The organism is Achromobacter sp. D7-1 (assembly GCF_059760445.1).
The window spans coordinates 15,200-39,526 of record NZ_JCBAMT010000047.1 but is presented as its reverse complement, the minus strand read 5'-3'; the positions used below and the strand labels follow the sequence as shown (position 1 = coordinate 39,526).

Annotated in this window: 23 protein-coding genes; 4 read left to right on the top strand and 19 right to left on the bottom strand. The window is 66.6% G+C overall.

The annotated features are described in order from the left end of the window. Window positions 1-89: 89 nt before the first annotated feature. Together AC6LKD_RS19765 and AC6LKD_RS19760 are read right to left on the bottom strand one after the other, a co-directional pair. The gene (locus AC6LKD_RS19765) at window positions 90-1,367 is read right to left on the bottom strand and encodes a caspase family protein (protein ID WP_498117202.1); all 1,278 of its coding nucleotides are present in this window, start codon (window positions 1,365-1,367) and stop codon (window positions 90-92) included. Continuing rightward, window positions 1,364-2,191 (bottom strand): hypothetical protein, encoded by an 828-nt coding sequence (locus AC6LKD_RS19760; protein WP_498117200.1) that lies wholly within the window; start codon window positions 2,189-2,191, stop codon window positions 1,364-1,366. The genes AC6LKD_RS19765 and AC6LKD_RS19760 overlap by 4 nt, the downstream gene beginning before the upstream one ends. A 433-nt stretch (window positions 2,192-2,624) precedes the next feature. Between AC6LKD_RS19760 and AC6LKD_RS19755 the strand changes: the two genes are divergently transcribed. After that, the gene (locus AC6LKD_RS19755) at window positions 2,625-3,506 is read left to right on the top strand and encodes a LysR substrate-binding domain-containing protein (RefSeq protein ID WP_498117199.1); all 882 of its coding nucleotides are present in this window, start codon (window positions 2,625-2,627) and stop codon (window positions 3,504-3,506) included. A 63-nt stretch (window positions 3,507-3,569) separates the two neighbouring features. Here the strand turns inward: AC6LKD_RS19755 and lpdA are convergent, their stop codons facing one another. The 11 genes from lpdA to AC6LKD_RS19700 form a co-directional block, all read right to left on the bottom strand. After that, window positions 3,570-4,967: a dihydrolipoyl dehydrogenase gene (lpdA, locus tag AC6LKD_RS19750; RefSeq protein ID WP_498117198.1), complete on the bottom strand. Its 1,398-nt coding sequence runs from the start codon at window positions 4,965-4,967 to the stop codon at window positions 3,570-3,572. 8 nt (window positions 4,968-4,975) lie between these two features. Further along, a complete protein-coding gene (locus AC6LKD_RS19745) occupies window positions 4,976-6,280 on the bottom strand; it encodes a pyruvate dehydrogenase complex dihydrolipoamide acetyltransferase (RefSeq protein ID WP_498117197.1) in 1,305 nt (434 codons plus the stop codon). Window positions 6,281-6,290: 10 nt separating this feature from the next. Next, window positions 6,291-6,782 carry a VOC family protein gene (locus AC6LKD_RS19740; RefSeq protein ID WP_013396526.1) on the bottom strand — a complete coding sequence of 164 codons (492 nt, stop codon included), beginning with the start codon at window positions 6,780-6,782 and terminating at the stop codon, window positions 6,291-6,293. Further along, window positions 6,779-8,962, bottom strand: coding sequence for an alpha-ketoacid dehydrogenase subunit alpha/beta (locus tag AC6LKD_RS19735; protein ID WP_498117196.1), 2,184 nt, complete (start codon window positions 8,960-8,962; stop codon window positions 6,779-6,781). Before AC6LKD_RS19735 ends, AC6LKD_RS19740 begins: the two co-directional genes overlap by 4 nt. Window positions 8,963-8,997: 35 nt before the next feature. Next, window positions 8,998-9,786 (bottom strand): SDR family NAD(P)-dependent oxidoreductase, encoded by a 789-nt coding sequence (locus AC6LKD_RS19730; RefSeq protein ID WP_013396524.1) that lies wholly within the window; start codon window positions 9,784-9,786, stop codon window positions 8,998-9,000. 34 nt (window positions 9,787-9,820) lie between these two features. Continuing rightward, window positions 9,821-10,540 (bottom strand): ABC transporter ATP-binding protein, encoded by a 720-nt coding sequence (locus tag AC6LKD_RS19725; RefSeq protein WP_447062743.1) that lies wholly within the window; start codon window positions 10,538-10,540, stop codon window positions 9,821-9,823. Next, window positions 10,537-11,289, bottom strand: a complete 753-nt coding sequence (locus AC6LKD_RS19720) for an ABC transporter ATP-binding protein (RefSeq protein WP_492274084.1) — start codon at window positions 11,287-11,289, stop codon at window positions 10,537-10,539. Before AC6LKD_RS19720 ends, AC6LKD_RS19725 begins: the two co-directional genes overlap by 4 nt. Next, window positions 11,286-12,554: a branched-chain amino acid ABC transporter permease gene (locus tag AC6LKD_RS19715; protein ID WP_498117193.1), complete on the bottom strand. Its 1,269-nt coding sequence runs from the start codon at window positions 12,552-12,554 to the stop codon at window positions 11,286-11,288. Before AC6LKD_RS19715 ends, AC6LKD_RS19720 begins: the two co-directional genes overlap by 4 nt. Then, window positions 12,551-13,492, bottom strand: a complete 942-nt coding sequence (locus AC6LKD_RS19710) for a branched-chain amino acid ABC transporter permease (protein ID WP_492274085.1) — start codon at window positions 13,490-13,492, stop codon at window positions 12,551-12,553. The genes AC6LKD_RS19715 and AC6LKD_RS19710 overlap by 4 nt, the downstream gene beginning before the upstream one ends. A gap of 170 nt (window positions 13,493-13,662) precedes the next feature. Continuing rightward, complete coding sequence (locus AC6LKD_RS19705) at window positions 13,663-14,898, bottom strand: branched-chain amino acid ABC transporter substrate-binding protein (protein WP_013396519.1); 1,236 nt, start codon at window positions 14,896-14,898, stop codon at window positions 13,663-13,665. A 42-nt stretch (window positions 14,899-14,940) separates the two neighbouring features. Continuing rightward, complete coding sequence (locus AC6LKD_RS19700) at window positions 14,941-15,759, bottom strand: shikimate dehydrogenase family protein (protein WP_498117191.1); 819 nt, start codon at window positions 15,757-15,759, stop codon at window positions 14,941-14,943. 240 nt (window positions 15,760-15,999) lie between these two features. Here AC6LKD_RS19700 and AC6LKD_RS19695 point away from each other — a divergent pair, with 240 nt between their 5' ends. Together AC6LKD_RS19695 and AC6LKD_RS19690 are read left to right on the top strand one after the other, a co-directional pair. Continuing rightward, window positions 16,000-16,737 carry an SDR family NAD(P)-dependent oxidoreductase gene (locus AC6LKD_RS19695; RefSeq protein ID WP_013396517.1) on the top strand — a complete coding sequence of 246 codons (738 nt, stop codon included), beginning with the start codon at window positions 16,000-16,002 and terminating at the stop codon, window positions 16,735-16,737. A gap of 107 nt (window positions 16,738-16,844) precedes the next feature. After that, entirely contained in the window at window positions 16,845-17,591 is a 747-nt protein-coding gene (locus tag AC6LKD_RS19690; RefSeq protein ID WP_013396516.1) for a FadR/GntR family transcriptional regulator, read from the top strand. Between the two features lie 32 nt (window positions 17,592-17,623). Here AC6LKD_RS19690 and AC6LKD_RS19685 read toward each other — a convergent pair whose 3' ends face one another. The 6 genes from AC6LKD_RS19685 to AC6LKD_RS19660 all read right to left on the bottom strand — a co-directional run bounded on the left by AC6LKD_RS19685 (window position 17,624) and on the right by AC6LKD_RS19660 (window position 22,908). Next, window positions 17,624-18,961: an NAD(P)H-dependent oxidoreductase gene (locus AC6LKD_RS19685; protein WP_013396515.1), complete on the bottom strand. Its 1,338-nt coding sequence runs from the start codon at window positions 18,959-18,961 to the stop codon at window positions 17,624-17,626. A gap of 71 nt (window positions 18,962-19,032) precedes the next feature. Continuing rightward, on the bottom strand, window positions 19,033-19,593 hold the full coding sequence (locus AC6LKD_RS19680; RefSeq protein WP_013396514.1) for a 5'-3'-deoxyribonucleotidase: 561 nt from the start codon (window positions 19,591-19,593) through the stop codon (window positions 19,033-19,035). 46 nt (window positions 19,594-19,639) lie between these two features. Then, complete coding sequence (thpR, locus tag AC6LKD_RS19675; protein ID WP_492274089.1) at window positions 19,640-20,170, bottom strand: RNA 2',3'-cyclic phosphodiesterase; 531 nt, start codon at window positions 20,168-20,170, stop codon at window positions 19,640-19,642. A 46-nt stretch (window positions 20,171-20,216) separates the two neighbouring features. Next, window positions 20,217-20,963, bottom strand: coding sequence for a chemoreceptor glutamine deamidase CheD (gene cheD, locus AC6LKD_RS19670; protein WP_013396512.1), 747 nt, complete (start codon window positions 20,961-20,963; stop codon window positions 20,217-20,219). 284 nt (window positions 20,964-21,247) lie between these two features. Continuing rightward, window positions 21,248-22,156 (bottom strand): cell division protein FtsX, encoded by a 909-nt coding sequence (locus AC6LKD_RS19665; RefSeq protein ID WP_492274090.1) that lies wholly within the window; start codon window positions 22,154-22,156, stop codon window positions 21,248-21,250. Beyond that, on the bottom strand, window positions 22,153-22,908 hold the full coding sequence (locus AC6LKD_RS19660) for a cell division ATP-binding protein FtsE (protein WP_498117187.1): 756 nt from the start codon (window positions 22,906-22,908) through the stop codon (window positions 22,153-22,155). The genes AC6LKD_RS19665 and AC6LKD_RS19660 overlap by 4 nt, the downstream gene beginning before the upstream one ends. A 289-nt stretch (window positions 22,909-23,197) precedes the next feature. Here AC6LKD_RS19660 and AC6LKD_RS19655 point away from each other — a divergent pair, with 289 nt between their 5' ends. Beyond that, window positions 23,198-24,214 (top strand): amino acid ABC transporter substrate-binding protein, encoded by a 1,017-nt coding sequence (locus tag AC6LKD_RS19655; RefSeq protein WP_013396509.1) that lies wholly within the window; start codon window positions 23,198-23,200, stop codon window positions 24,212-24,214. Window positions 24,215-24,327 lie beyond the last annotated feature (113 nt).

The window sequence follows — 24,327 nt, the reverse complement described above, 5'->3', positions numbered from 1 at the left end:
CGGGGGGGCGTGTCTTGCGGGCTCCGGCCCCGGCCCGGGCCGGGCGCGGCGGGCCGGGGTTGATGATTGCACGTCTGGTTGCACGCAATCTATTGGCCGGTGAATCCTTCGCAGATGAACGCGGACATGTAGTTGTACGTCGGCTTGTTGCCAAACCCAGTGCCACGTTGTGGCAGGAAAGCATATTCCGGGAACTTGGAAGCGATGCTCTCAAGAATGAATTTTTCGTTGTCTTCTCCAGGGTCATAACGCATTAGGTTGCGCCAAACGTTGTAGTCGTGAAGATTGGCCTGCACCGGGAGCGACCTGACCGCGACCCGGCCAACACCGTAAGCGGGCGCATCTTTCGCGATCTTTCTTGCTAGGTCCATCGCGGTACTGTAGCGAGCTCGCTCGCCTTTTCCCTCACACCAGAAGATGTCCAGTGAGGGTGGTGGCTTGGCCCCCGCGGGCTTTCGACGAAGCTCTTGCCTGCCACGCACCACGTCATCCGTCGCCTGCAACAACGTGGGAGGTGGGGGCGTGGTGTTCGGAGCAGCCTGCAAGCTCATGGCTGGGCTTTGCAGGCGCTGGAAGTCTCGTCCCGCATAGTTGACCGAATACGAACCTTTGCCCTTGCTGCGGAACAAGTCAAGGCTCTTGCCATAGACCCGCCCGGCGATGTCCGTCATCTTGCCTCCGCGTTCAAGCTCCGTCGTCAACAGCTTTACCATTTCACTGCCGTCAGGACTCGTTTCACCGGGCGTGGAAGAAAACTGAATGCCGACATTCTCCGGAATTGCGGGATTGAAGCCGTTGTTGAACGCGATCTTGCTTGGCAGCGGCGCGTTCCTGCACTGATCGAGGGCGATGTAGATGGCAATGTCGGTACGGTTGGTAAACTTGCGCAGCGCTGCCTGAATCTCGATTGCCTCTTTGGATAGATGCTGAATCTGCTGGTTCTCTCGGCCGTCTTGCAGAAGATCCCCAGGCAGCTCCATCAACACTGGTAGCGACCAGATGTATCCATACTGCTGCAACCCGTGCCCGGAGTAGAAGATAAAGGCAAGCGAGCCCGGAGGCAGGTTCTCGACCTTCTTTGCGAAGTCATCAAGCTTACGCTTGAAGCCTTGCAGCGAAAGATTGCACGCGACCTCGATGTCGTTGCCGAACTGAACTCGCTCGAGCGATTGCTTGACGCGATTGACGTCCTTGCACGGGTTCTTGAGGTCCGCCTGAAAATTCTGGCGAGGGGCTTCCTCCCACGCGCCACTCATGTCGTAGTCCCAGTTGCCAATCAGTAACGCGACCCTCCCGGTATCCGCGGCTTGGGCCTGCGAGAGTACGATACTTGCGCAGAAGGTCATCAACGCTGATACGGCTTTCATGAATTGGCAAGGCCTTCCTCGAATAGGGCGGCTTCGAGGTCACGGCGTTTATGAAGTCCAGGATAGTCCTCATAGTTCCATATCCTCTTCATGTCTCGAATGAGTTGTGGAATGCTCCCATAATCTTTGGAAGCCAGGGCATCTTTGATCTTCACCATCTCCCTGCGTTTAGGCTGGGGACTCGTAAAATTGGCGCCCCGGTTGTAGACCAGGGACACCAATGCGCCAAGCGATGCGTCAGACAAATCCCCCGCCAGTGGTAGCGCAATCAAGGTCTGCGCGATGTACAGGGGGAGCAGCCGTTGCTTGAACTGATCTATGGCGTTTGGCCATGGAACTTCCACGTGCTGAAGCGTAGGCGTGAGTTTCGCCGCCTGCTTGCCCGACTTTTGGCATGCCGGCTCCAGCGCCTTGATCATTGCAGGATCAAGAAGATCGCCCCAATCGCCGCGCAACCACGTGGCGCGAACGGCTCCAAGGTCGTAGCCGATGCCGATCGTCACGCCAGACTGCCCCTCGGGCCAGATAGGACGGGTAAGCTTTTTCCTGTAGTTCGCTTCGCTCGTCACCTCGAAGAATACGATGAGTTCGATGGCTTTCTGTGCGATCGTGCGTGCGGACGGTTTGACCCGTGGGGCAGCGGCCTTGGAGTTGAATGGATCGAAGACCTCTTTCTCTGATCTAACCTTTTCGAACTCGTACGGAACAGTCTTGGCTTCTGCGAACAGTTCGTCGAACGATTTTCTAACCTGCGCCGCGGCGTTCAGGGATGGAAGGATAAAAGCAGAGCCTAGTGCGGCTTGCAGTACACGCCGACGATCCATCTCGCTTCTCCCTATTTTTGTCGAGTCGACCAAGTGTGCCGATTCGATAGTGTTAGTGCATTTGGGAAGACGCACTACTCCCCTGTTTTTGGTAGGTAGCCGATTCTGGTAGTCCCTTTTATGGAATTCACCCACACGCTCATCCGGTGATTGTCATCAGCTCTCACGACGCAAGACATCGAGTACGCTCCAGCCGGCCGCCCGCGCGGCCGGCTGGGAGCGGGCCCCGTAAGACGTTTCGCCATACCCCGCCGTGGGCGAGTACCCCGCGCAAGCCCGCTTGTCTCAGCGCCCGTGAAGATGAATTCAGCGGAGCCCTGTGCATCGCCGCGTCGGGCGTCTAAAGAACTCCACGACAGGGCAGCCAAGAAATCCCAATCCCATGCCGACACCCCCTCTATACAATCGACCGACAAACCAAGGAGCCACCCTCATGTCCCTGAACTCTGACGCGTTACGCCTCTTCCTGGGCGTGGTGGACGCCGGATCCCTCAGCGCCGCCGCCGAGCTGCTGGGTCACACCGCGTCGGGCGTCAGCCGGGGCCTGTCGCGTCTGGAGGAAGAACTCGGCGTTACGCTGCTCAACCGCACCACCCGGCGCATGGACTTGACCGAAGAGGGCAAGCATTTTCTCCCCAAGGCCAGGCACATCGTCGCGTCGCTGGACGAAGCCGAGGACTGCATGCGCATGGTGCATCAGCGTCCTGCGGGCCGCTTGCGGGTGGATGCGTCGGCGCCGGTCATGCTGCATTGCGTGGTGCCGCTGGTGGCGGAGTTCCGGCGCGAGTATCCGGCGATCACGCTCGAACTCACCAGCAACGACCGCATCGTCGACCTCATGGAACATCGCACCGACGTGGCGCTGCGCATGGGGCCGCTGACGGACTCCACCCTGCACGCGCGCCCGCTGCGGCCGTCGCCGCGCTGGGTGATGGCCAGTCCGGACTACGTAGCCCGGCGCGGCGCGCCGGAGACGGTGGAGGATCTGGCGGCGCATGAGGTGCTGGGCTTCACCCAGCCCGAAAGCCTGAACGTCTGGCCCTTGCGCCACGCCGGCGGATCCAGCTATCTGGCGATGCCGACGCTGGCGACTTCCAGCGGCGAAACGCAGCGGCAACTGGCGGTGCGCGGCGTGGGCATCGCCTGCCTTTCCGACTTTGTGGTGCGCGAGGACGTCAAGGCCGGCAGGCTGGTGAAGTTGATGGAGGCCGCGCACACGGACTACCTGCAGCCCATGCACGCGGTGTATTACCGCAACACGCAGCTGTCGCGCCGTATAGCCTGCTTCCTGGACTTCCTGGCGGCGCGGATCTGAGTCCGCGCCGCGTGGCGGTTTGCGCCTGCGACCTGCGCAAGCAGGCCCCGGGGCAGGCAGGTCCTAGGCGTGCAAGGCGCGGCCAAACGCCGACAGCACCGATTCGTGCAGCGTTTCCGACAGGGTCGGGTGCGCGAATACCGTGTGCATCAGGTCTTCCTCGGTGGCCTCCAGCGAAGCCGCCACGCCGTAGCCCGTGATCAGCTCGGACGCTTCGGGGTGGATGATGTGCGCGCCCAGCAGCTCGCCGCTCTTGGCGTCGAACACCGTCTTCACCAGCCCCTGGTCCTCGCCCATGGCGATCGCCTTGCCGTTGCCGGCGAAGGTGAACTTTCCCACGCGGATGTCGCCGCCGGTCTTGGTGGCGTGTTCGCGGGCGCGGGCTTCGCTCATGCCGATGCTGGCGACCTGCGGATACGAATAGGTGCAGGCCGGAATGCGCAGCGGATCGATGGGATGCGCGGGCTTGCCGGCGATGGCTTCCACGCACAGCACGGCTTCGTGGCTGGCCTTGTGCGCAAGCCACGGCGCTCCGGCCACGTCGCCAATGGCGTAGACGCCGGGCTCGCCCGTGCGGCACAGGCCGTCGGTGACGATATGGGTCTTCTCGACCTTGACGCGGGTCTGCTCCAGGCCCAGGTTCTCGACGTTGCCGACGATGCCGGCGGCGACGATGACGCGGTCCACTTCCAGTTCGCTGCGCTTGCCTTGCTGGTCCAGCGCCACTTTCACGCCGGTCGCGGTCAACGAGGACGAAGTCACGGCGCACTGCGTCAGCACGCGTATGCCTTGCTTCTCGAAAGCCTTGCGAGCCAGCGCCGAGATTTCCGCGTCTTCCTGCGGCAGGATCTCCGCAGTCATGTCGATCAGCGTGACCTCCGCGCCCACGGCGCGGTAGAAGCTGGCGAATTCCGCGCCGATGGCGCCGGCGCCCACCACCAGCAGCGACTTCGGGATCTCGGCCGGGACCAGCGCCTGGCGGTAGGCCCAGATGCGCTCGCCCACGGGTAGCGCCGGCAGTTCGCGGGCGCGCGCGCCCGTGGCCAGGATGATGTGCTTGGCCGACAACGTGTTGCCGTTGTCCAGCGCCAGGCGGCCGCCGCCCGCCAGCTTGGCGCTGGCGGCGAACACGGTCACGCCGTTCTTCTTCATCAGGTGCGCGACGCCCTGGCCCAGGCGGCCCGCCACCTTGCGCGAACGCGCCACCATGGCGGCCAGGTCGGGACGCGCGTCGCCCGCACCCGCCACGCCGTAGTGCGCGGCCTCGCGGCAGGCGCGTAGCACGGTGGCGCTGTGCAGCAGCGCCTTGGTGGGGATGCAGCCCCAGTTCAGGCAGATGCCGCCCAGTTCGGCGCGTTCCACCAGCGCGACCGACATGCCCAGCTGGGCCGCGCGGATGGCGGCGACGTAGCCGCCGGGGCCACCGCCCACCACGACGAGATCAAAGGTAGTCTTGGTCATGGCGGGGCTCACAACAGGATGCGCACGGGGTTTTCGATCAGTGTGCGGAAGGCGGCCAGCCAGCGCGCGCCCACCGCGCCGTCCACCACGCGGTGGTCTGCCGACAAGGTCACCGTCATGACGGTGGCGACGGCCAGTTGGCCTTCGCTGTCCACCACCGGGCGCTTCTCGGCCGCGCCCACCGTCAGGATGGCCGCCTGCGGCGGATTGATGATGGCAGCGAACTGGCTGATGCCGTACATGCCCAGGTTGCTCACGGTCAGCGAGCCGCCGGTGAATTCCTCGGGTTTCAGACGGTTGATCTTGGCGCGGCCGGCCAGTTCGACGATTTCACCCGCGATGGCGGACAAGGACTTCAGGTCCGCGTCGCGCACGATGGGCGTGACCAGGCCGCCATCGGTCGCCACCGCCACCGAGATGTCGGCGCCGGCGTGGTACTCGACGGCATCTTCATGCCAGCTGGCGTTCACTTCCGGCACTTCGCGCAGGGCCAGCGCCGCCGCGCGCACGATGAAGTCATTGACCGAGAGCTTTACCGAGCCGCCCTGGTTGGCTTGCGCGCGCAGGGCCAGCAGCGCGTCCATTCTGCAATCCACCGTCAGGTAGAAGTGCGGCACGTTCTGCTTGCTTTCCGTGAGGCGGCGGGCGATGGCGCGGCGCATGCCAGTGTGCGGGACGCGGCGTGCGGCCGGGCGGCCGGCCAGCGGCGCGGTTGCGGCGGCCGGAGCCCGGTCTCGTGCCGCTTCCACGTCGCGGCGCACGATGCGGCCGTGCGGGCCGGTGCCGGTCACGCCCAGCAGGTCCACATGCCATTGCGCGGCCAGGCGGCGCGCCAGCGGGCTGGCGAACAAGCGTCCGCCAGGAACAGCTGCGGTGCCTGCGGCAGCGGGTGCCTGAGGCGCGGCTGCGGCGCTCGCAGAAGCCGAGGTGGCAGCGTTGCTGGCCGAAGCCAAAGCCGGGGCGGCGACAGGGGCCGGGCCAGCGCTGCCAGCAACCGCAGCCGCAGGTGCTGCCGCGGGCTGCGCGGCGCCGGCTTCGGCCAGCGCGCGGTCGATAGCCGTAGCGTCTTCACCCTGGACCAGCAGCACGCCGATCACGGTGTTGACCGGCACCGAGGCCGCGCCGGCCTGGACCACGATGCGGCCCAGTACGCCGGCCTGCTCGGCATTGATCTCGACGATGGCCTTCTCGGTTTCGATTTCCGCCAATGCGTCGCCCACGGCGACCAGGTCGCCTTCTTTCTTGAGCCACTGGTGCAGCGTGCCGCCCGAGGTGTCGGCCGCAACGGAGGGGAGCTTGATAAGGTGTGCCACGATGTTCGTCCTATTCTGCGGCGCCGGCCAGGTCGGGCCGGTAGGTGGCGGGATCGTCGTATTCGACCAGTTCCAGCACATTGCCTTCGGGGTCGCGGAAGAACGCCAGCCAGGTGCCGGGGCGCACTTCCATCGGCGCCGGCTTGCTGTCGAACACCACGCCCTTCGCTTCCAGTCCGCGCACCACGCCGGGCAGGTCGCGCACGATGAAGGTCAGGTAAGTGGCGCCCTGGCGGTCCAGGATGGCCGCGCCGCGCGCGGCGGCCTCGGGCGCGGCGGCGGGCTGCAACAGCTTGATGCGTTCGCCATAGCTGGTCTGCAGCCGCGCCACGTCATAGCCGTGGCGTGTCAGACCGGTGGCCTGGGCCTTGTCGGCCGGCACGCTGACGCGGTTGACGAGTTTCAGGCCCACCACCTCGGTGTAGAAGGCCAGCAGCGCGTCCAGGTCGGCGCAGCAGATGCCGACTTCCATCGGCACGGTCATGTGCAGGGCTGTGCTCATGCCTGTTCTCCCATGTCGGCCAGCACGTCGGCCAGGCCGGCCATTACTTCCTCGGTATCGGCGAAGGCCGCGCGCTCCAGCACCTTGGAGATGCTGGGCGAGGCCTCGCCGCCGGTCACGCGCTTGATCGGCTGGTCCAGCCAGTCGAAGTAGCGGCGCTGGATCTCGTCGGCCAGCATGGCGCCGTAGGACGTGCCGCGCGCGCCTTGCTCCACGATCAGCACGTTGTTGGTCTTCATGATGCTGGCGCCGATGGTGTCCCAGTCCAGGCTGGCGCGGTCCAGCGTGCGCAGGTCGATGACCTCGGCGTCCACGCCCGCCGCTTCGGCGGCCTTGAGCGCGCGGCTGACCATGGACAGGTAGGTCAGGATGGTGACCTTGCCGCCCGCGCGGCGCACGCGAGCCTTGCCGAACGGAATGGCGTAGTCTAGGTCGTCCGTGGGCACTTCGCCCGAGGAGGCGTACAGGTCCACGTGCTCGATCACCAGCACCGGATCCTTGGAGGCCAGCGCGGTGTTCATCAGGCCGACGTATTCATAGGGAGTGGACGGCGCGACCACGCGCCAGCCGGGCGCGGTGGCGAAGATGCCAGCCGGATCCATGGAGTGCTGCGAGCCGTAGCCCGTGCCCATCGCGACCTTGGTGCGCAACACGAAGGGCACGTCGATGTCGCCGCCGAACATGTGGCGGGCCTTGCCGATCTGGTTGAAGATCTGGTCGGCCGCGACCCACATGAAGTCGGGGTACATGAATTCCACGATGGGCCGGTAGCGGCCGTCCATGGCCAGGCCGCCGCCCAGGCCGGCGAAGGCGTTCTCGGAAATGGGGGTGCCCAGCACGCGGTCGGGATATTTGTCCTTCAGGCCGCGCGTGGCGCCGTTGGTGCCGCCCTTCAGGCGGTGCACGTCTTCGCCCAGCACCACCACGCCGGCGTCGGTTTCCATGCGGCGGTCCAGCACGTCGGCGACCGCGTCCACGAACTTGCGCTCGGCGGACTGGCCGGCGTGGTCGGCGGCTTCCTGGTAGCGCAGGCCGGCCAGTTCCGAGCCGTCGCTGCGCAGGCCTACGTCGCGGAAATCCGGGCTGGGCCAAAGATCGGCGCGCACGCGGCGCTTGCCGCCATCGGCGGCTTCGGTCAGGCGGCCGGACACGTCCTTCATCACGTCCTTGCAGCGCTGGCGCAGGGCGTCCACTTCGGCTTGCGTGATCAGCTTGCGGCCGATCATCTCCGTGGCGATCTTGTCCAGCGGATCGCGGCGGCGCCATTGCGATTCTTCGTCCTTGCTGCGGTAGCCGAAGGCGCTACCGGGGAAGGGGCCGTTCTGGTGGAAAAAGCGGTACACGTCCACTTCGACGATGGTCGGACCGTTGCCGGCGCGCATGTGCGCCACGGCTTCGGACATGGCCAGGTGGACCGCCAGCGGATCCATGCCGTCCACCTTCCACGACGGGATGTTGAAGGCCAGGCCGCGCGCCGACAGGCGCGGTTCGGCGGTGGACTCTTCCACCGTGGTGGACACGGCGTAGCGGTTGTTCTCGATGAAGAAGCACAGCGGCGTCTTCCAGGCCGCGGTCAGGTTCATGGTTTCCAGCACCGAGCCAATGTTCACCGCGCCGTCGCCAAAATAGGTCACGGCGACGCGGTCAGTGCCGGCGTGCTTGTGCGCCCAGCCGGCGCCCGCGGCCAGCGGCACGCCGCCGCCGACGATGGCGTTGGTGCCCAGCGCGCCGGCTTCCAGCCAGCGCAGGTGCATGCTGCCGCCGCGGCCGTGGCAATAGCCCTGGGCCAGGCCCATGATCTCGGCCAGCGTCTTCTGCAGGACGTCGTCGATGGCGGAGGTGAGAGGATTGCGCGGGTCCAGCCCCAGCGGCGCGACATGTTGCAGCGCCTTGGCCAGGAACTGGTGGTGGCCGCGGTGCGAACCGTTGATCTGGTCGCCGGCGCCCAGCGCCAGCACCGAGCCGACCGCGCCGCCTTCCTGGCCCACCGACGAATGCGCCGGGCCATGCACCAGGCCTTCGGCGGCCAGGTCCAGCACGGCCTCTTCAAAGGCGCGGATCCAGTGCAGCTGGGTAAGCATGGTGCCGAGCAGGGCGGGATCCGCCTGTTGCCAGTCCTTGGCGTCTACCGTCAGTTGCCGCCAGGGCGCCTGGGGCTCGAGCGGTTGGTGGGTGGCCATGAATGAATCTCCAGAGATGTGTATGTGTCTTGCGATTAGAGGTAGCTGTAGCGGCTCCAGCCGCCGTCGGCCACCAGGGTGTGTCCGTTGATGTAGCCGGCCTGGCGCGAGGCCAGGAACACCGCCAGGTCGGCCATTTCGGCCGGTTGCGCCAGGCGCCGCAGCGGCGTGCGCTGCTTGAGGCGTTCGGGGTCCAGGCGGCCGCGCGCGGCCAGGTCGCGCACCAGGTCCGTTTCCACGTAGCCCGGCGCCAACGCGTTGACGCGCACGCCCATCGGGCCCCATTCCACGGCCAGGGTCTCGGTCAGCAGCACCACCGCGCCCTTGGTGGCGCAGTAGGCGGCGCGGTCGGGCGCCGCCACCACGCCGTACATCGAGGCCAGGTTGATGATGGTGCCGACGCCGGCGGGCACCATGCGGCGGCCGGCGGCCTGGGCGCACAGGAACACGCCGGTCAGGTTGATGTCCACGGCGCGGCGCCATTCGTCCACGGTGACTTCCAGCGTGGGCTTGTTGGCCGAGACGCCCGCGTTATTGACCAGCACGTCGATGCGGCCCCAGGCCTGTTCGATCTGTGCGAAAGCCTGCTCGACGGCGTCAGCGTCGGTGACCGAGGCTTGCACGGCCAGCGCCTCGCCGCCCAGCGCGGCCAGGCCGGCGACGGCTTCATCCAGGGCGGCCGCGTCCATGTCCAGCAGCGCCACGCGCGCGCCCTGGCGCACGAACGCCTGCGCCGTGGCCAGGCCTATGCCCTTGGCGCCGCCGGTGATGACGACGCTCTGGCCGCGCAGGTCGGGATGGATGACTTCGGGAGTTTGGTCCAAGATGTTTGCCTCTTAGCGATGTATTTGCCGGCGCTCAGACCGCCAGCCATTCCTGGACCACGTCCTGGCGCTCATGCAGCTGCGCGGGAGGTCCTTCGAAAACGATGCGGCCGTGGCCCATCACGCTGACGCGGGTGGAGACCTTCAGCGCGATGGTCAGCTTCTGTTCCACCAGCACCACGGACACGCCGCGCTTGTGGATGTCGCGGATCACGTCGGCGATCACTTCCACGATCTTCGGCGCCAGCCCTTCGGTGGGCTCGTCGATCAGCATGACCTTGGGATTGCCCAAGAGCGAACGGCACATGGTCAGCATCTGCTGTTCGCCGCCGGACAGGTTGCCGGCCTTGGTGCCGCGGCGTTCTTTCAGGCGCGGGAAGTAGTCGAACATCTGCTCGGTCGACCAGTAGGGCGCGTCCTCGCGCTTGGGCTGTTCACCCATGCGCAGGTTTTCGTCCACGGTCAGGTTGGCGAACACCTCGCGCTCTTCCGGCACGAAGCCCAGCCCGGCGCGGGCGATCTCGAAGGGGCGCTTGTTGGTGATGTCGCGGCCTTCAATGGCGATGCTGCCGCCGGTCACGTCCACCAGGCCCATGATGCTCTTCATGGTGGTGGAGCGGCCGGCGCCGTTGCGGCCCAGCAGGCTCACGACTTCGCCGCGGCCCACGGTCAGGTCGATGCCGTGCAGGATGTGGCTCTTGCCGTAGTGGGCGTGCACGCCTTGCAGGCTCAGCAAGGGGGATTGCGTCGTCATACCGTTTCCTCTCCCAGGTAGGCTTCGCGCACGCGGGCGTCGCCGCGGATGTCGGCCGGCGTGCCGGTGGCGAGGATTTCGCCGTAGACCAGCACGCTGATGCGGTCGGCCAGCGAGAACACCACCTGCATGTCATGCTCCACGATCAGCAGCGTGCAATCGCGGGTCACGTCCTTGATGAGTTCGACCGTGTAGTCCACCTCGTGCTGGGACATGCCCGCCATGGGCTCGTCCAGCAGGATGACCTTGGGGCGCGAGGCCAGCGTCATGCCGATTTCCAGCGAGCGCTGCTCCGAATAGTTCAGGTCGCCGGCGGCGGTGTCCTGCTTGGCGGTCAGGCGCACTTTTTCCAGCAGGCGGTCCACGTCTTCGTTGACGGCGCGGTTGCGGGCGATGGGACGCCAGAAGTTGTAGACCAGCCCATGCATGCGCAGCACCGCCAGCCGCAGGTTCTCGCGCACCGACAGGCGCGGGAACACGTTGGTGATCTGGAACGAGCGCGCCAATCCCAGGCGGTTGATGCGTTCCGGCGGCAGGCCGCCGATGGAGCGCGCGCGCAGGCTGATGTCGCCCGACGTTGGCGCGAACGAGCCCGACATCAGGTGGAACAGGGTGGACTTGCCGGCGCCGTTCGGGCCGATGACGGCATGGCGCTCGCCGGCCTCGATCTTCAGGTTCACGCCGCGGATGATCTGTGCGTCGCCGAAAGACTTGCGCACGTCGGTCAGGGTCAGGATCTCGTGGCTCATTGTGCGGCCTCCAGCGCGGGAGCGGCTTGTTCGTCGTCGCGCCACAGGGCCAGCGCCCAGCGGCAGGCGGCCAGGCCCACGGCGAACAGCGCCAGCGGAATCAGCCAGGTCGATGGCGCCAGCGGCGCCCAGTCGTGGCCGAACAGCGGAATGTCGGGCCAGCCGGCCTCGGGGTTCATTGCCAACAGCGAGCGGTAGTCGCGGGCGAACATGCGTTGCAGCAGTTCCACCGTGAAGACCGTGGCGCAAGTCAGCAGCAGGCCGCCCGCCACCGACACCGCCGCGCGCGGCAGCCAGTTGCCCAGGCCGCGCTCGCGCAGCGAGCGGGCGGCGCCCTGCACCAGGCCGACCAGGCCGTCCGGCACGAACAGCATCACCAGCACGAACAGGATGCCCTGGTACAGCAGCCAGGAGCGGGTGATGTCGGCCAGCGTCTGCGACAGGAAGGTCAGGATGGAGGCGCCCAGCACCGGACCGAGGAAGGCGTTGACGCCGCCGATATAGGCGAACAGCACCGCGTCGGTGGACAGCTTGACGTCGAACAGCACATAGTTGCCGGCCTCGATGTTCAGCGCCTGCAAGCCCCCGGCAATGCCGGCGAACATGGCCGACAGCGCGAACACCAGGGTCTTCAGCGTATGCGGGCGATAGCCCAGATAGCGCAGGCGGTTGGCGTTTTCACGCAGGCCCAGCGTCAGCCGGCCCAGCGGCGTGCGCGTCAGGCCATACAGCGCCGCGAGCGACACCAGCACCCAGGCCAGCACCAGGAAATAGACCTCGATGTCCGAACCGAAAGTGAAGCCCCAGGCCGGCATGCGCATGGCGGATACGCCCGCCTCGCCGCCGAACACGCCCTTGAGGTGCGGCGCCAACGCGTGCAGCAGTTCCGCCAGCGCCAGCGTGATCATGGCGAAGTACACGCCGGCGCGCATGGTGGCGAACCAGCCCGCGACCAGGCCGAACAGCAGGCCCGCCACGCCGCCGGCCAGCGGCATCAGGGGCGTGGGCAGGAGTCCCGCACCGCCCAGCGCGTTCATGGCGTGGATGGTGGCGAAGGTGCCCACGCCGAAGTAGGCGGCGTGGCCGAAGGACAGCATGCCGCCCTGGCCGGCCAGCAGATTGAAGGCGCAGGCGAACAGCGCGGCGATCAGCATCTGCACCGCCGCCACCAGCTGGCCCGGGGGCAGCAGCCAGGGCAGCGCGCAGAGCGCGGCCACGCACAAGGCCAGGAGGAAGATTGTGGAAGCGCGGCGGGTCTGGCTCATGCCTGCTCTCCCTTCAGGCCCGAGGGCTTGACCAGCAACACCACCAGCATCAGCAGGAAGGGCAGGGTGGCCGCCAGGCTCGAGACCTTGACGGTCATCAGGCCGCCCACGCTCTCGGCCCATTCGCCGGCTCCGAACAGACCGAACAAGGACGCCAGGCTGGCGTCGATGCCCACCGAGAAAGAACTGATCAGGCCGATCAGCAGCGAGGCGATCATCGCGCCTTCGAGCGAGCCCAGGCCGCCCACTACCACCACCACGAACACCAGCACGCCCAATTCCAGCGCCATGTTCGGATTGGTGGTGTAGAAGGCGCCGGCCACCGCGCCGGCCAGGCCGGCCATGGCTGCGCCCACGCCGAACACGCTCATGAACACCAGCGGCACGTTGTGGCCCAGCGCCTCGGCCATGCGCGGACGGTAGATGGCCGAGCGCACCACGATGCCCACGCGGGTGCGCGACAGCAGCAGATAGATCACGGCGAACATCGCCAGCGACACGCCGCCCATCAGCAGGCGGTAGAACGGATAGTCCGCGTCGAACACGCGGAAGGCAGCGAAGTTGAGGAACTGCGGCACGCGGTAGTCGACCGGAAAGTCGCCGTAGAACAGCTTGATCAGCTCGGCCACGATGAAGGCCAGGCCAAAGGTCACCAGCAGTTCCTGCGCGTGGCCGAACTTGTGGACGCGGCGCAGGAAGTAGCGCTCCACGCCCATGCCGAGCACGCCGGCGATGACGGTGGCCAGGACCAGCGCGGCCCAGAAGCCGGTGACGGGCGTCAGGGTGTAGGCGGCATACGCGCCTATCATGTAGAACGAGGCGTGCGCGAAGTTGAGCACGCCCATCATGCCGAAAATCAGTGTCAGGCCTGCCGACACCATGAATAGCAGCAGGCCGTAAATCACGCCGTTCAACAGCGAGACGGTAAAGTATTCCATGTCCGCTCCAGGATTCTTGCGCTAAGACGACGGACGTCTTGCGAGCGATTGCGCACCAGGTTTTGTCCGGCCCGCGCCGGGGGTGCGCTTATTGATCTGCGACGAAGGCTGATGAGGAAGCGCGTCCGGAGCGCCATGCGCAAGCTGGCGTCGGACGCGCTTGCGGCCCATCAGTTCGGCCGCTGCATCTTGCAGGTTGCCTGCGCCGGCGCCGACACCTCGGCCGCGGCCAGCACCTTGACCGGCTCGAAGCCCATGTCGGTGCCGTCGGCCTTGTACTTGGCGTTCTTGCCGACCTTGGACACCACCATGGGCAGCTGCACCTGATGGTCTTCGGCGCGCATCGTGTAGGTGCCCAGCGACGAGGTGTAGGTGACCTTCTCCAGCGCGCCGGCCAGTTGCGGCACGGACAGCTTGCCGTCTTGCGGCTTGACCTGCTTGAGCGCCTCGCCCAGGAAGCGGATGCCGATCACGGTCTGCGGCTCGGTGTAGCTGGGGTAGTGGCCGGTCTTGGCCTTGTAGTCCTCGGCGAACTTGGCGCCTTCCTCGCCTGCGGCTTCGATGTTGTAGGGGTGGGCGATGTAGTGGCCCAGCGCGACCTCGCCGGCGTTGGCCAGGTTGCCCACCTGGTCCAGGAACACGGTGGCGAAGCGGACCTTCAGGCCTGCGGCCTGCGTGGCCTTCATCAACAGCAGCAGGTCGTTGGACCAGTTGCCGGTGATGACGGTGTCGGGGTTGGACGAGCGGATGCGCGCGACGTACGGCGCGAAGTCCTGGATCTTGTTGACTTCATGCAGCGTCTTGCCGACCACTTCATAGCCGTACTGCTGGGCGAAGCGCTCGGTCGCGCCTTCCATGTCCTGGCCCCAGGAGTAGTTCTGGTTGATGGCGTACACGCGCTTGCCCAGCGTGCCGTCGGCCGACATGACGGAAGCCAGCGCCTTCACGCGCAGGTCGGCATTGGTGGTGAAGCGGAAATGATAGAAGTGGCACTTCTGGCCGGTCAGTTCCAGCGCTTCTCCGCCCACGTTCAGGAACACGACCTCCTTGCCGGGGTTGCGCAGGTTGTGCTTGCGCACGTCTTCGGTCAACTGGCCGGAAATGGCCGACGACGAACCTTGCACCAGGATCTGCACGCCTTCGGCCGCTGCCGCGCGGAAGCGGTCGGACGCGCCCACCGGGCCGCCCTGGTTGTCGAACTCGACCAGCTCCAGCGGCTGGCCGTTCCAGCCGCCGGCGGCGTTGATGCGGTCCAGCTCATATTTGACCGCGGCGCGGAACATCAGGCCGGTCGAAGCCTGCGGGCCGGACAGCGTTTCGATCAGGCCGATCTTGACGGGCGCGGCCTGGGCCGATGCGGCGATGCCGGCCAGGCACAGCAGGCCGGTGGTGAAAGCCAATTTCATGCGTGTCTCCTCCGTGGGACGGGAGTGTGGTGAATTTGTGGATCAAGCACGCGCGCTGGCGGACAGGCGCGGCTCTTCTATGCCCAGGAAGCGGGCAATTTCGGCGATCTGTCCTTCCAGCATGTACAGGCCTGGATGCGTGCGGCAGCCGCGCGCGGCTGCGGCGCGCAGCAGGGGCGTGTCGACGCGGCTCATCACGGCGTCGGCGACGACAGTGCCGGCGGCAAGCGCGTCCAGCTGGAAGGGCAGGGGATCGGTGTCATGCAGGCCCAGCGAGGTCGCGTTGATGGCGATGTCGCAGGCTTCGGGCGCGGCGCCGGCCACGCTGATGGCCAGGCCGGGGTATTGGCGGGCGAGATGCGCGGCAAAGGAGACCGCCTTGTCGGCGCTGCGGTTGTACAGGCGCAGGCTGGCGGGACAGGCGTCGGCGATGGCGCAGGCGATAGCCTTGCCCGCGCCGCCCATCCCGGCCAGGTAGACATGGCGGCCGGCCGGATCGTGGCCCTGGCTGCGCAGGCCGGCAACGAAGCCCAGCCCGTCGAAGTTGCCGCCGGTGAGCACGCCGTCGCGCAGGCGCACCGCGTTGACCGCGCCGCTCAATTGGGCGGACGGCGTCAGGGCGTCGCATAGAGCGGCGGCGTTTTCCTTGTGGGGCACCGTCACCACGATGCCGCCCAGGTTGGCCAGCCAGCGGATACCGGCGAACAGGCCGGGCAGGCCGTCGGGAGCGACGTGGAACGGCACCATGACCGCGTCCACGCCGCGCTCGCGCAGCAGGGCATTGAGCCGCTGGGGCGTCTTGACGTGCGCGATCGGGTCCGCCGCTATCGCGAAAACGGTAGTGCTGCCGGTGATTTCCACCTGATTGTCCCCTGCCTGGGCGGCGGCTTGCCGCCGTGTCGTTGCCGACTCTCTTGCCTGAAAGCGTCAGTTGCTTTACGCTTTCGGAATAAGTTGTCAGGCAACTTTATTAAGTTGTCCGATAAATCATAGGGCAAGCGTTTTTCCCGTGTCAAGCGGCGGTTTCGGGAGTCCAATCGGAACTCCAACGGCCGCCGGAAAGGCGTTCAGCCCGCATACGAGAGCGCTTCAGGAGACAGAATGATTTCGTTCGAAGGAAAGGTTGCCGCCATCACCGGCGCAGGCAATGGCATCGGTCTGGCGACGGCGCGGCTGATGGCGGCGCATGGCGCCCGGCTGGTGCTGACCGACATCGACAATGCGCGCCTGGAAGAGGTCGCGGCCGAACTGGACCCCAGCGGCCAGCGCGTCTACACGCGTGCGCTGGACGTGTCGGCCTCGGCCGACTGCGAACGCGTGTTTGAAGCCGCAGCCAAGCATTTCGGTGGGCTGGATCACCTGGTGCATTGCGCCGGCATCTACCCGGAGCAACTGGTCAAGGACACCAGCGACGAGGCCTGGCGCACGCTGATGCGCGTGAACCTGGACGGCACCTTCTATGTGTGCCGCGCCGCCCAGCGCCACTTGCGCCACGATGGCTCCATCGTGCTGCTGACCTCGCTGGCGGCCCAGCGCGGCAGCTATGCGCATGCGGCCTACTCGGCCTCCAAGGGCGCGGTGCAGAGCTTCACGCGCAGCCTGGCCCTGGAACTGGCGCCGCAGATCCGCGTGAACGCGGTGGCGCCGGGCATCATCGCCACCTCCATGACCCAGGACCTGATCGGGCAGAAGGGCGCGCAACTGCTCGAAAGCACGCCGCTGCGCCGCTACGGCACGGCCGAGGAGATCGCCGGTTCCATCGCTTTCCTGTGCTCGCCGCTGGCGGGTTTCGTCACGGGCGAGGTCATGCAGGTCAACGGCGGCATCTATATCGCGTAAAGTCCCAGGATGGCGCGGCTGTCCATGCCGCGGCCGGCCCGCAGGGCATTCCCATAAACAAGAGGCGGCGCGCTTGAGCGCCGCCCGCAAGTTTCCACCATTCGACCATGCAGCCCAACCAAGAACAGGATCCGCCGCGCGCCGCGCCCAAGAGTTCGCTTTCGGCGGCGCTGGGCGATGCGTTGGCCGAGCAGATCCGCCAGGGCGTGCTCGCGCCCGGCGATCGCCTGCCCACGGAAAAGCAGCTGACCGAAACCTATTCGGTCAGCCGCGCCGTCGTGCGCGAAGCGCTGGCGCGCCTGAAGTCCGAAGGCCTGATCACGTCGCAGCAAGGCAGCGGGGTGTTCGTCGACCCGAACTTCCAGAAGAACGCCTTCCGCATCGCCGCGCCCACGCCGGGCGACAACCAGGAGCTGGAACACATCCTGGAGCTGATGCTGTCGATTGAAGTCACTGCCGCGCGCTACGCCGCGCAGCGCCGCACCGACGCCGACCTGAAGAAGATGCGCCAGGCGCTGGTGGGCATGGAATATGCGCTGCTCAACGACAAGCTCGGCGACGAAGAGGACTACCAGTTCCACCATGCCATCGTGCAGGCCACCCACAACCCGCATCTGGTGGCCTTGAACGATTACCTGGAAGCCAATGTGCGCCGGGTCATCCGCAGCGCGCGCAACAACACGGCGCGCATGTATGCGGAACGCATGGCTGCGGTGCAGAGCGAGCATCAGGCGATCTTTGCGGCCATAGACGCGGGCGACCCGGATGCCGCCGGGCGCGCCGCCGACCGGCATTTGCGCAATGCCGCGGACCGCCTGCGCCTGTTCCAGGCGGAACGGCCGGCGCCGGTCTAAGGCGGCGGACCGATCCGCCGCGCGGGCGCACCCTAGGCGAAGGTCTGCTCCATTTCGCGGCGGAACTGCACCGCCGTGGAGCTATTGTCGTATTCCACGTCGCTCCAGCGGATCGCCTGCGATTGCCGCACCGGGTTCTTCAGCTTGACCTGGTGCGACAAACCCAGCGGCAGATAGCCCTCATCCACCGAATCGCGCGCCGGCATCAGCCGGCCGTATACCGTGTAGCCGCCTTCGCCGTCCAGGATCTGGCCGGCCGGCAGGTCGCGCTTGGCGGTGGCGACGACGTCGCCGTGCCAGCCGGCGGGCGCGCCGGTGGGTTCGCGCCGCAAGCCCACGCTGGCCACGCTGATGCCCAGCTCCAGGCCTATCAGGTGGTACGGCTTGTACATGGCGGTGTAGTTGCCGCTGGGGTCGGTGACCAGTCCATATTCCTTGAAGCAGCGGCGCACGTAGTCGCTGTCGGCGGCCAGGGTCACGTACACGCCCCAGCGCAGGTCGCGGAACACCGGGCGGCCATCGCGTTCCAGAGACGAGATCACCTCGACCTGCCCGCGGTGGTGCAGGATGCCGCCGTTTTCGCGCGGACGCAGCACGCGCGCCAGGTCGTCCACGCCGCAGGGCGGAAAGTGCAGGCCGGAAGGCGAGGGCAGCAGCCCGGTGGCGTTGGAGACCGCAGCCATCTCGATGGCGCTCTTGGTGCCGTCCAGGAAGCTGTTGAACATCTGCGCGTTGAAGTCGCCGGCCGCGACCATTTCGGCGGTGAAGCCGTAATAGGGCCAGACGGTGTCCGGCGTCGAAGTATGGAACTCGGGCAGGTACTTGGTGCCCTTGCCCGCGGCCATGACCTCGAAGCCGCTGGCGCGGGCCCAGTCCACCATCTCGCAGATCAGGGCGGGCTGGTCGCCGTAGGCCAGCGAATAGACGATGCCGGCTTCGCGCGCGCGCCGCGCCAGCAGCGGGCCGGCGAGCGCGTCGGCCTCGACGTTGACCATGATGATGTGCTTGCCGTATTCGCAGCAGGCCAGCACGTGGCTGATGCCGGCGGCGGCCTGGCCGGTGGCGTCGATGACGATATCGACGTCGGGGCTGGCGATCACGGCGTGAGGATCGTCGCTGAAATAGACCTTGCCGTTCTTCAGCGCGTCATTGGTGCTGCTGGCGTTAAGTGCGCTGGCCGGCCAACCGACCCTGGTGAGCGCCGCGCGGGCGCGGTCGGGCGCCAGATCGGCCACGGCAACCAGCCGCATCCCCGGCGTGCGCGGGGCCTGGCTCATGAACATCGCGCCGAACTTTCCGGCGCCCAGCAATGCAACACGCAAAGGCTTGTGGTCGGCTTCTCGCTGCTTCAGCAGGCGGTGCAGATTCATGGTGCAGGCTCCTCCAGGGTGGGGGGTACAGCAACACAGAATAGTCCCAAATTACGGCAGCTGAACAGGACTCACTCATCTGCCGTATATAGCTCTCCGGCCAGCACGTTGCGCCAGTTCTGCCAGGTGATGCGGGGGCGGTCCGACACCTCGCGGTTGTAGGGGGCGTCGAACAGGATGTGCTTCCAGCGAGGCTTCACCGCGCCTTCGATCAGCGGCTTGTCGTCGATCAGCAGATGGCCATGCACCAGGGTCTTGTCCTTGGTCAGGATCAGCCTGTTGGTGGCGTCGCGTCCCAGGTGCTTTTCCACCCACAGGTATTTTTCCGCCACGCAGTTCTCGAACTGTGACAGGGGCGAGGAGCAGATGCGCACGTCCATGCCCAGCGCCAGCAGTTCCTTCACGGCGTCCAGCGCGCCGGGTACCGGCGGCAGGTCGCGGATGAAGCCCGGCGCGGTGTAGATGGCTTCGGCCATGCTGCGCAGCTCGGGGGCGTAGTCCTGGCGGATGTAGAAGGACTTGCGGTTCTCGAACGCCACGGGCGGGATGTCCGGATGGCGCGCGCGCCAGGCGTCGATGAAGGCGTGTTCGAAATCGGCGAGCACGCCGTCTTGGTCCAGCAGGATGATCATGGCGATCCCGGGGGGTGGCAACCGGCTGATTGTGCCAGAGGGGGCCTCAGGCGTTCTGCGGCCGCGACTGCGCCACGATGCGGTAGCGGCTGCCGCCCGATTGCGATTCCGATGCCACCAGCACCATGCGGTCGTAGCGCCAGGGCAGGGGAGCGGGCGTTTCGGCGGGCGGGCTGGCGTGTTCGATGTTGCGCAGCAGGGTGACGTGCGGGCGGAAGGGCTGGGGCGGCGCGGCCAGGCCGAAGCCCGACAGCCAAGACCAGAGTTCATCGTGGGCAGCCTGCAGGCCCGCGGGCGTGTCGCCAGGGCCGGCCCAGAGGATGCGTTGGCGGCCGAAGACGCCGTAGCGGTCCAGGGTCATGTCCTCGGGCGCGAGACGCCGTTCGGGCGTGGCTGCCGCCAGCTCGTCGGCGAGCGCCGCGTCCACGGGTCCCAGGAACGCCAGGGTCAGGTGCAGGGTTTCCGTGCGCATGGCGCGTCCGCCGCAACCGGGCCGAGCCTGCTCTGCCCAGGCCGCGAGCTGGGCGGCCAGCGAGGGGGCAGGCCACAGGGCGAAGAACAGGCGGACGGTGGACATGCGCCGATTGTAGGGGCGCATGCGGCGCAATGCGCGTCGGCGCGGTTCAGTCGCCGGCGGTCTCGGCGCGGCGCCGGCGCGTCAGCGCGGTGTCGAAGCGTTCCACGCCGGGGCGGACTGGACGGTCGAAGCGTTCGACGCCGGGCCGGGCCGGGCGGTCGAAACGCTCCACGCCGGGCCGGGTGAAGCGCTCGACGCGCTGCGGGCTTTCGGTCTTGGCCTGCACGCTCTGGGCGGCCGCCTGTTCGCGCTTGGCGATGATTTCCTCGGCGCGCTGGTGGTGCGGCGCCATCTTGCGGACCATCACCCGGCCGTCGCGCGGGAAGTAGTTGATGCGGCGCGCGTGCACGTCGCCCAGGTCCTGCGCCTTGACGGGAATGCCTTCGGTCTTGAGATAGCTCAGCACGAACTGGCCGTTGCGTTCGCCGATGTTCATCTGCTGCATGGCGGACAGCACGGCGCCGCCGCCGAACACCTTGGCTTCGAGCCGGTCGCGCACTGCGCCGGCCTTCAGCAGTTCGTTGATCAGCACTTCCATGGCGAAGGCGCCGTAACGCATGGTGGCCGAGGCGGGCGACTGCATGTCGCCTTCCGGCAACATGAAATGGTTCATGCCGCCCACGCCCGTGATCGGGTCATGGATACAGGCGGCGACGCAAGACCCCAGGACGGTCGAGATCATCAGGTCTTCGTTGGTGACGTAGTACTCGTTGGGCAGTACTTTCACCGCCTGACACTGGAACGCGCTGTCGAAATAGTGGCGCGTCGCACGGGCTTCAAGACGGGCGGCCATGGGACTCGATTAAGGGCAAGAACAGCGATTTGGACACGAAGTTGGCAGCTCGAGACAGGAATGTATCAAAGTATGTAAGAAAATGTCGCTTTATTCTTGCATACTCAAGCTTCCAGCGGGTGAACGGCTGTGTAACCGACGCAGTAATGTGTCCTGTTTTTGCCGCCCGGCCCATAGCCGGCCGCCCGCTGGCAGGCATGCAGGCATCCTACACAGGCGGGCGGGAGTCGTTCCCCGGATCACGGGGAGGAAGGGGCTTTATACGGAGCTTTAGGCGCGGCGCGTCAGAAACGCGTGCTGCGGGTGACCGACCAGCGCGCCGACAGGGCGCCCAGGGCGGCCGAGGCGATCACCGCGCCGATCAGCACGGACGGGCCGGGCAGGTGCAGGGCGAACTCGGCCCCGTAGCTGCGGGCCAGTCCGACCAGGGCGTCGTTCAGCGGCGACAGCGCGACCGCCGCCACGCCTATGGCCAGCAGCGAAGCCACCGCGCCGGACAGCGCACCCAGGTACAGGAAGGGGCGCCGGACGAAGGATTCCGTGGCGCCCACCAGCCGGGCCACGCCGATTTCCTCGCGTTGCGAAAGCGCCTGCATGCGCACGGTGTTGAAGACGGTCGCCAGCACCACCACCGCCACGCAGGCGGCCAGGAAGCCCAAGCCGATGCGGGCAAAGCGCAGGATGGCCTCCAGGCGCTGCACCCAGGCGCTGTCCAGCTGCACCAGGTCGACATGGTTCCATTGCTTCCAGGACGCCGCCAGCTTGTCGGCCCGGCCGGCCAGGTTGTCGCCGTCGGCCAGCGTCACCACCACCGCGTCCGGCAGCGGGTTGCCCGGCAGCACGGCCAGCGCCTGCTGCCACGCCGGGTTGGCGCGCAGATCCGCCAGGGCGTCCTCGCGGCCCACCACGCGCACGGCGCGGATATCGTCCTTGTATTCGTCCTGGATGCGCTTGGCCACGTCGGCGGCGGCGCCCGAGGGGGCATCCACGCGCATGAAGACGGTGACTTCGGGGGTGACCGACATCTGGCGCGCCACCGGCTGGACCGAGACCAGGATGGCGCTGCCTAGCAGCGGCAAAGCCAGGGCCAGGGCCATGACCAGCAGGTTGGCCAGGGACGAGAACGGTTGCTTGATCAGGCGGCGAAGGGTGACCAGGAGCGCGTAGCGGTGTTGCCGCAGCCAGGCGTTCATGCGGACTCTCCCGGATAGGCCCGGCCGGGCGCGGCGCCCGGCTGCCCGGTGCCGGCTAGTCCTGCGCCAGTCTCAGGCAGGGCCGTTCCGGCGCCCTGGGAATCAGCGAACTTGCCCGGATCGATGCGCAAGGTGCGGGTGGCGTAGCGCGCCATGAGGTCCTGGTCGTGCGAGGCGATCAGCGTGGTCACGCCGACGCGGTTGAAATCGCGGAACACATTCATGATGCGCTGCGCGTTGTCGTGGTCGAGGTTGGCGGTGGGCTCGTCGGCGATTAGGATGGCAGGCCGGTTCACGATGGCCCGCGCGATCGCCAGGCGCTGCTGCTCGCCGCCGGACAGCTCGATCGGATTGAGGTCTTCCTTGCCGGACAGCCCCACCTTGTCCAGGGCGGCGCGGGCGCGCGCCGCAGCCGAGTTCCAGGCATGGCCCGTGACCGCCAGCGGCAGCATGACGTTTTCGAACGCGGTTCGATCGAACAGCAGGTGCGTATCCTGCAAGATGACGCCCACGGCGCGGCGCAGGTACGGCCGGGCGCGGGCGGGCAGCTTGTCCAGCCGCTGGCCGTTGACCTGGATCGACCCCCGGCTGGCGGGCTCCAGCCCGCCGATCAGCTTGAGCAAAGTGGACTTGCCGGCGCCGGACGGCCCGGATACGAAAACGAATTCTCCCGCGCTCACGCGGAAGTTGATGTCGGCCAGGATATTGCGGCCGCGACCATATGATTTGAATACGTGCTGGAATTCGATCATGGCGGCTGTCAGATGAAGCCGCAATAGTAACTCGGGGACACTAAGGTGGCCTAAACCGCCAGGAGGAGGCGCGGATAAATCTTTACGCGCAAGGCGTCTGGCGGCGTTTGTCCTGGCGCAAAGAGCGTCCCTTTTTTGTCGGGAAACAGCGTTTCATTTCATCCAGTGTCCCTATATTTCAAGGGAATTCCCGGATGCGCCGCGAGTGGCGCGGACGCTACCATCCGCCCCATACGTGGACCCAACCCGGCCTGCGTGCGACTTCGCTTTATCCCACACGGAGAACACGATGAAAGTACTGAAACTCGCTGCTGTCGGCGCCGCCCTGTTTGCTGCATCCGCGGCCGCCAATGCGGGCGCAACCTTCGATAACGTCAAGAAAAAAGGGTTTGTCCAGTGCGGGGTTTCGACGGGCATTCCGGGGTTCTCCATCGCTGACAGCAAGGGCGAATACAAGGGCATCGACGTCGACCTGTGCCGCGCCATCGCCTCGACCATGTTCGGCGACGCCACCAAGGTCAAATTCACCCCGCTGAACACGCAGCAGCGCTTCACCGCCCTGCAATCCGGCGAAGTGGACGTCCTCACCCGCAACACCACCGTCACGCTGACGCGCGACACGACGCTGGGCCTGATCGGCGTGGGCGTGAACTACTACGACAGCCAGGGCGTCATGGTCTCCAAGGACCTGAACGTCAAGAGCGCCAAGGAACTGAACGGCGCCACCATCTGCGTGCAGCCCGGCACCACGACCGAACTGAACCTGGCTGACTGGTTCCGCGGCCAGAAGATCGAATTCAAGCCTGTCGTGATCGACAAGTACGACGAAATCATCCGCGCCTTCTCGGCCGGCCGCTGCGACGCCTTCACCACCGACAAGTCGCAACTGGCTTCCACCCGCACCACGCTTGAGAACCCGGACAAGTTCGTCATCCTGCCTGAAGACTTCTCCAAGGAGCCGCTGGGCCCCATGGTGCGCCAGGGCGACGAGCAATGGTTCAACATCGTGCGCTGGTCGCTCAACGCCATGCTCGAAGCCGAGGAATACGGCATCACCAAGGCCAACGTCGACGAAATGGCGAAGAGCCCCAACCCCAACATCCAGCGCATCCTGGGCGTGACCCCGGGCATGGGCAAGAACCTGGGCGTGGATGACAAGTGGGCCTACAACATCATCAAGAACGTGGGCAACTACGGTGAAAGCTTCGAAAACACGCTGGGCAAGAGCAGCGCAATGAAGCTGGAACGCGGTTTGAACGCTTCCTACAAGAATGGTGGCTTGATGTACGGCTGGCCGGTGCGCTAACACACGGCTGCCTGGAAAAACGGAGCCTGGTGCTCCGTTTTTCCTCTCCCGCCTTCGGGCGGGTGGCAGGAGTGGGTGGCGCGGCCTCGCCGGCTTCGCCGCCCGGTATTCCG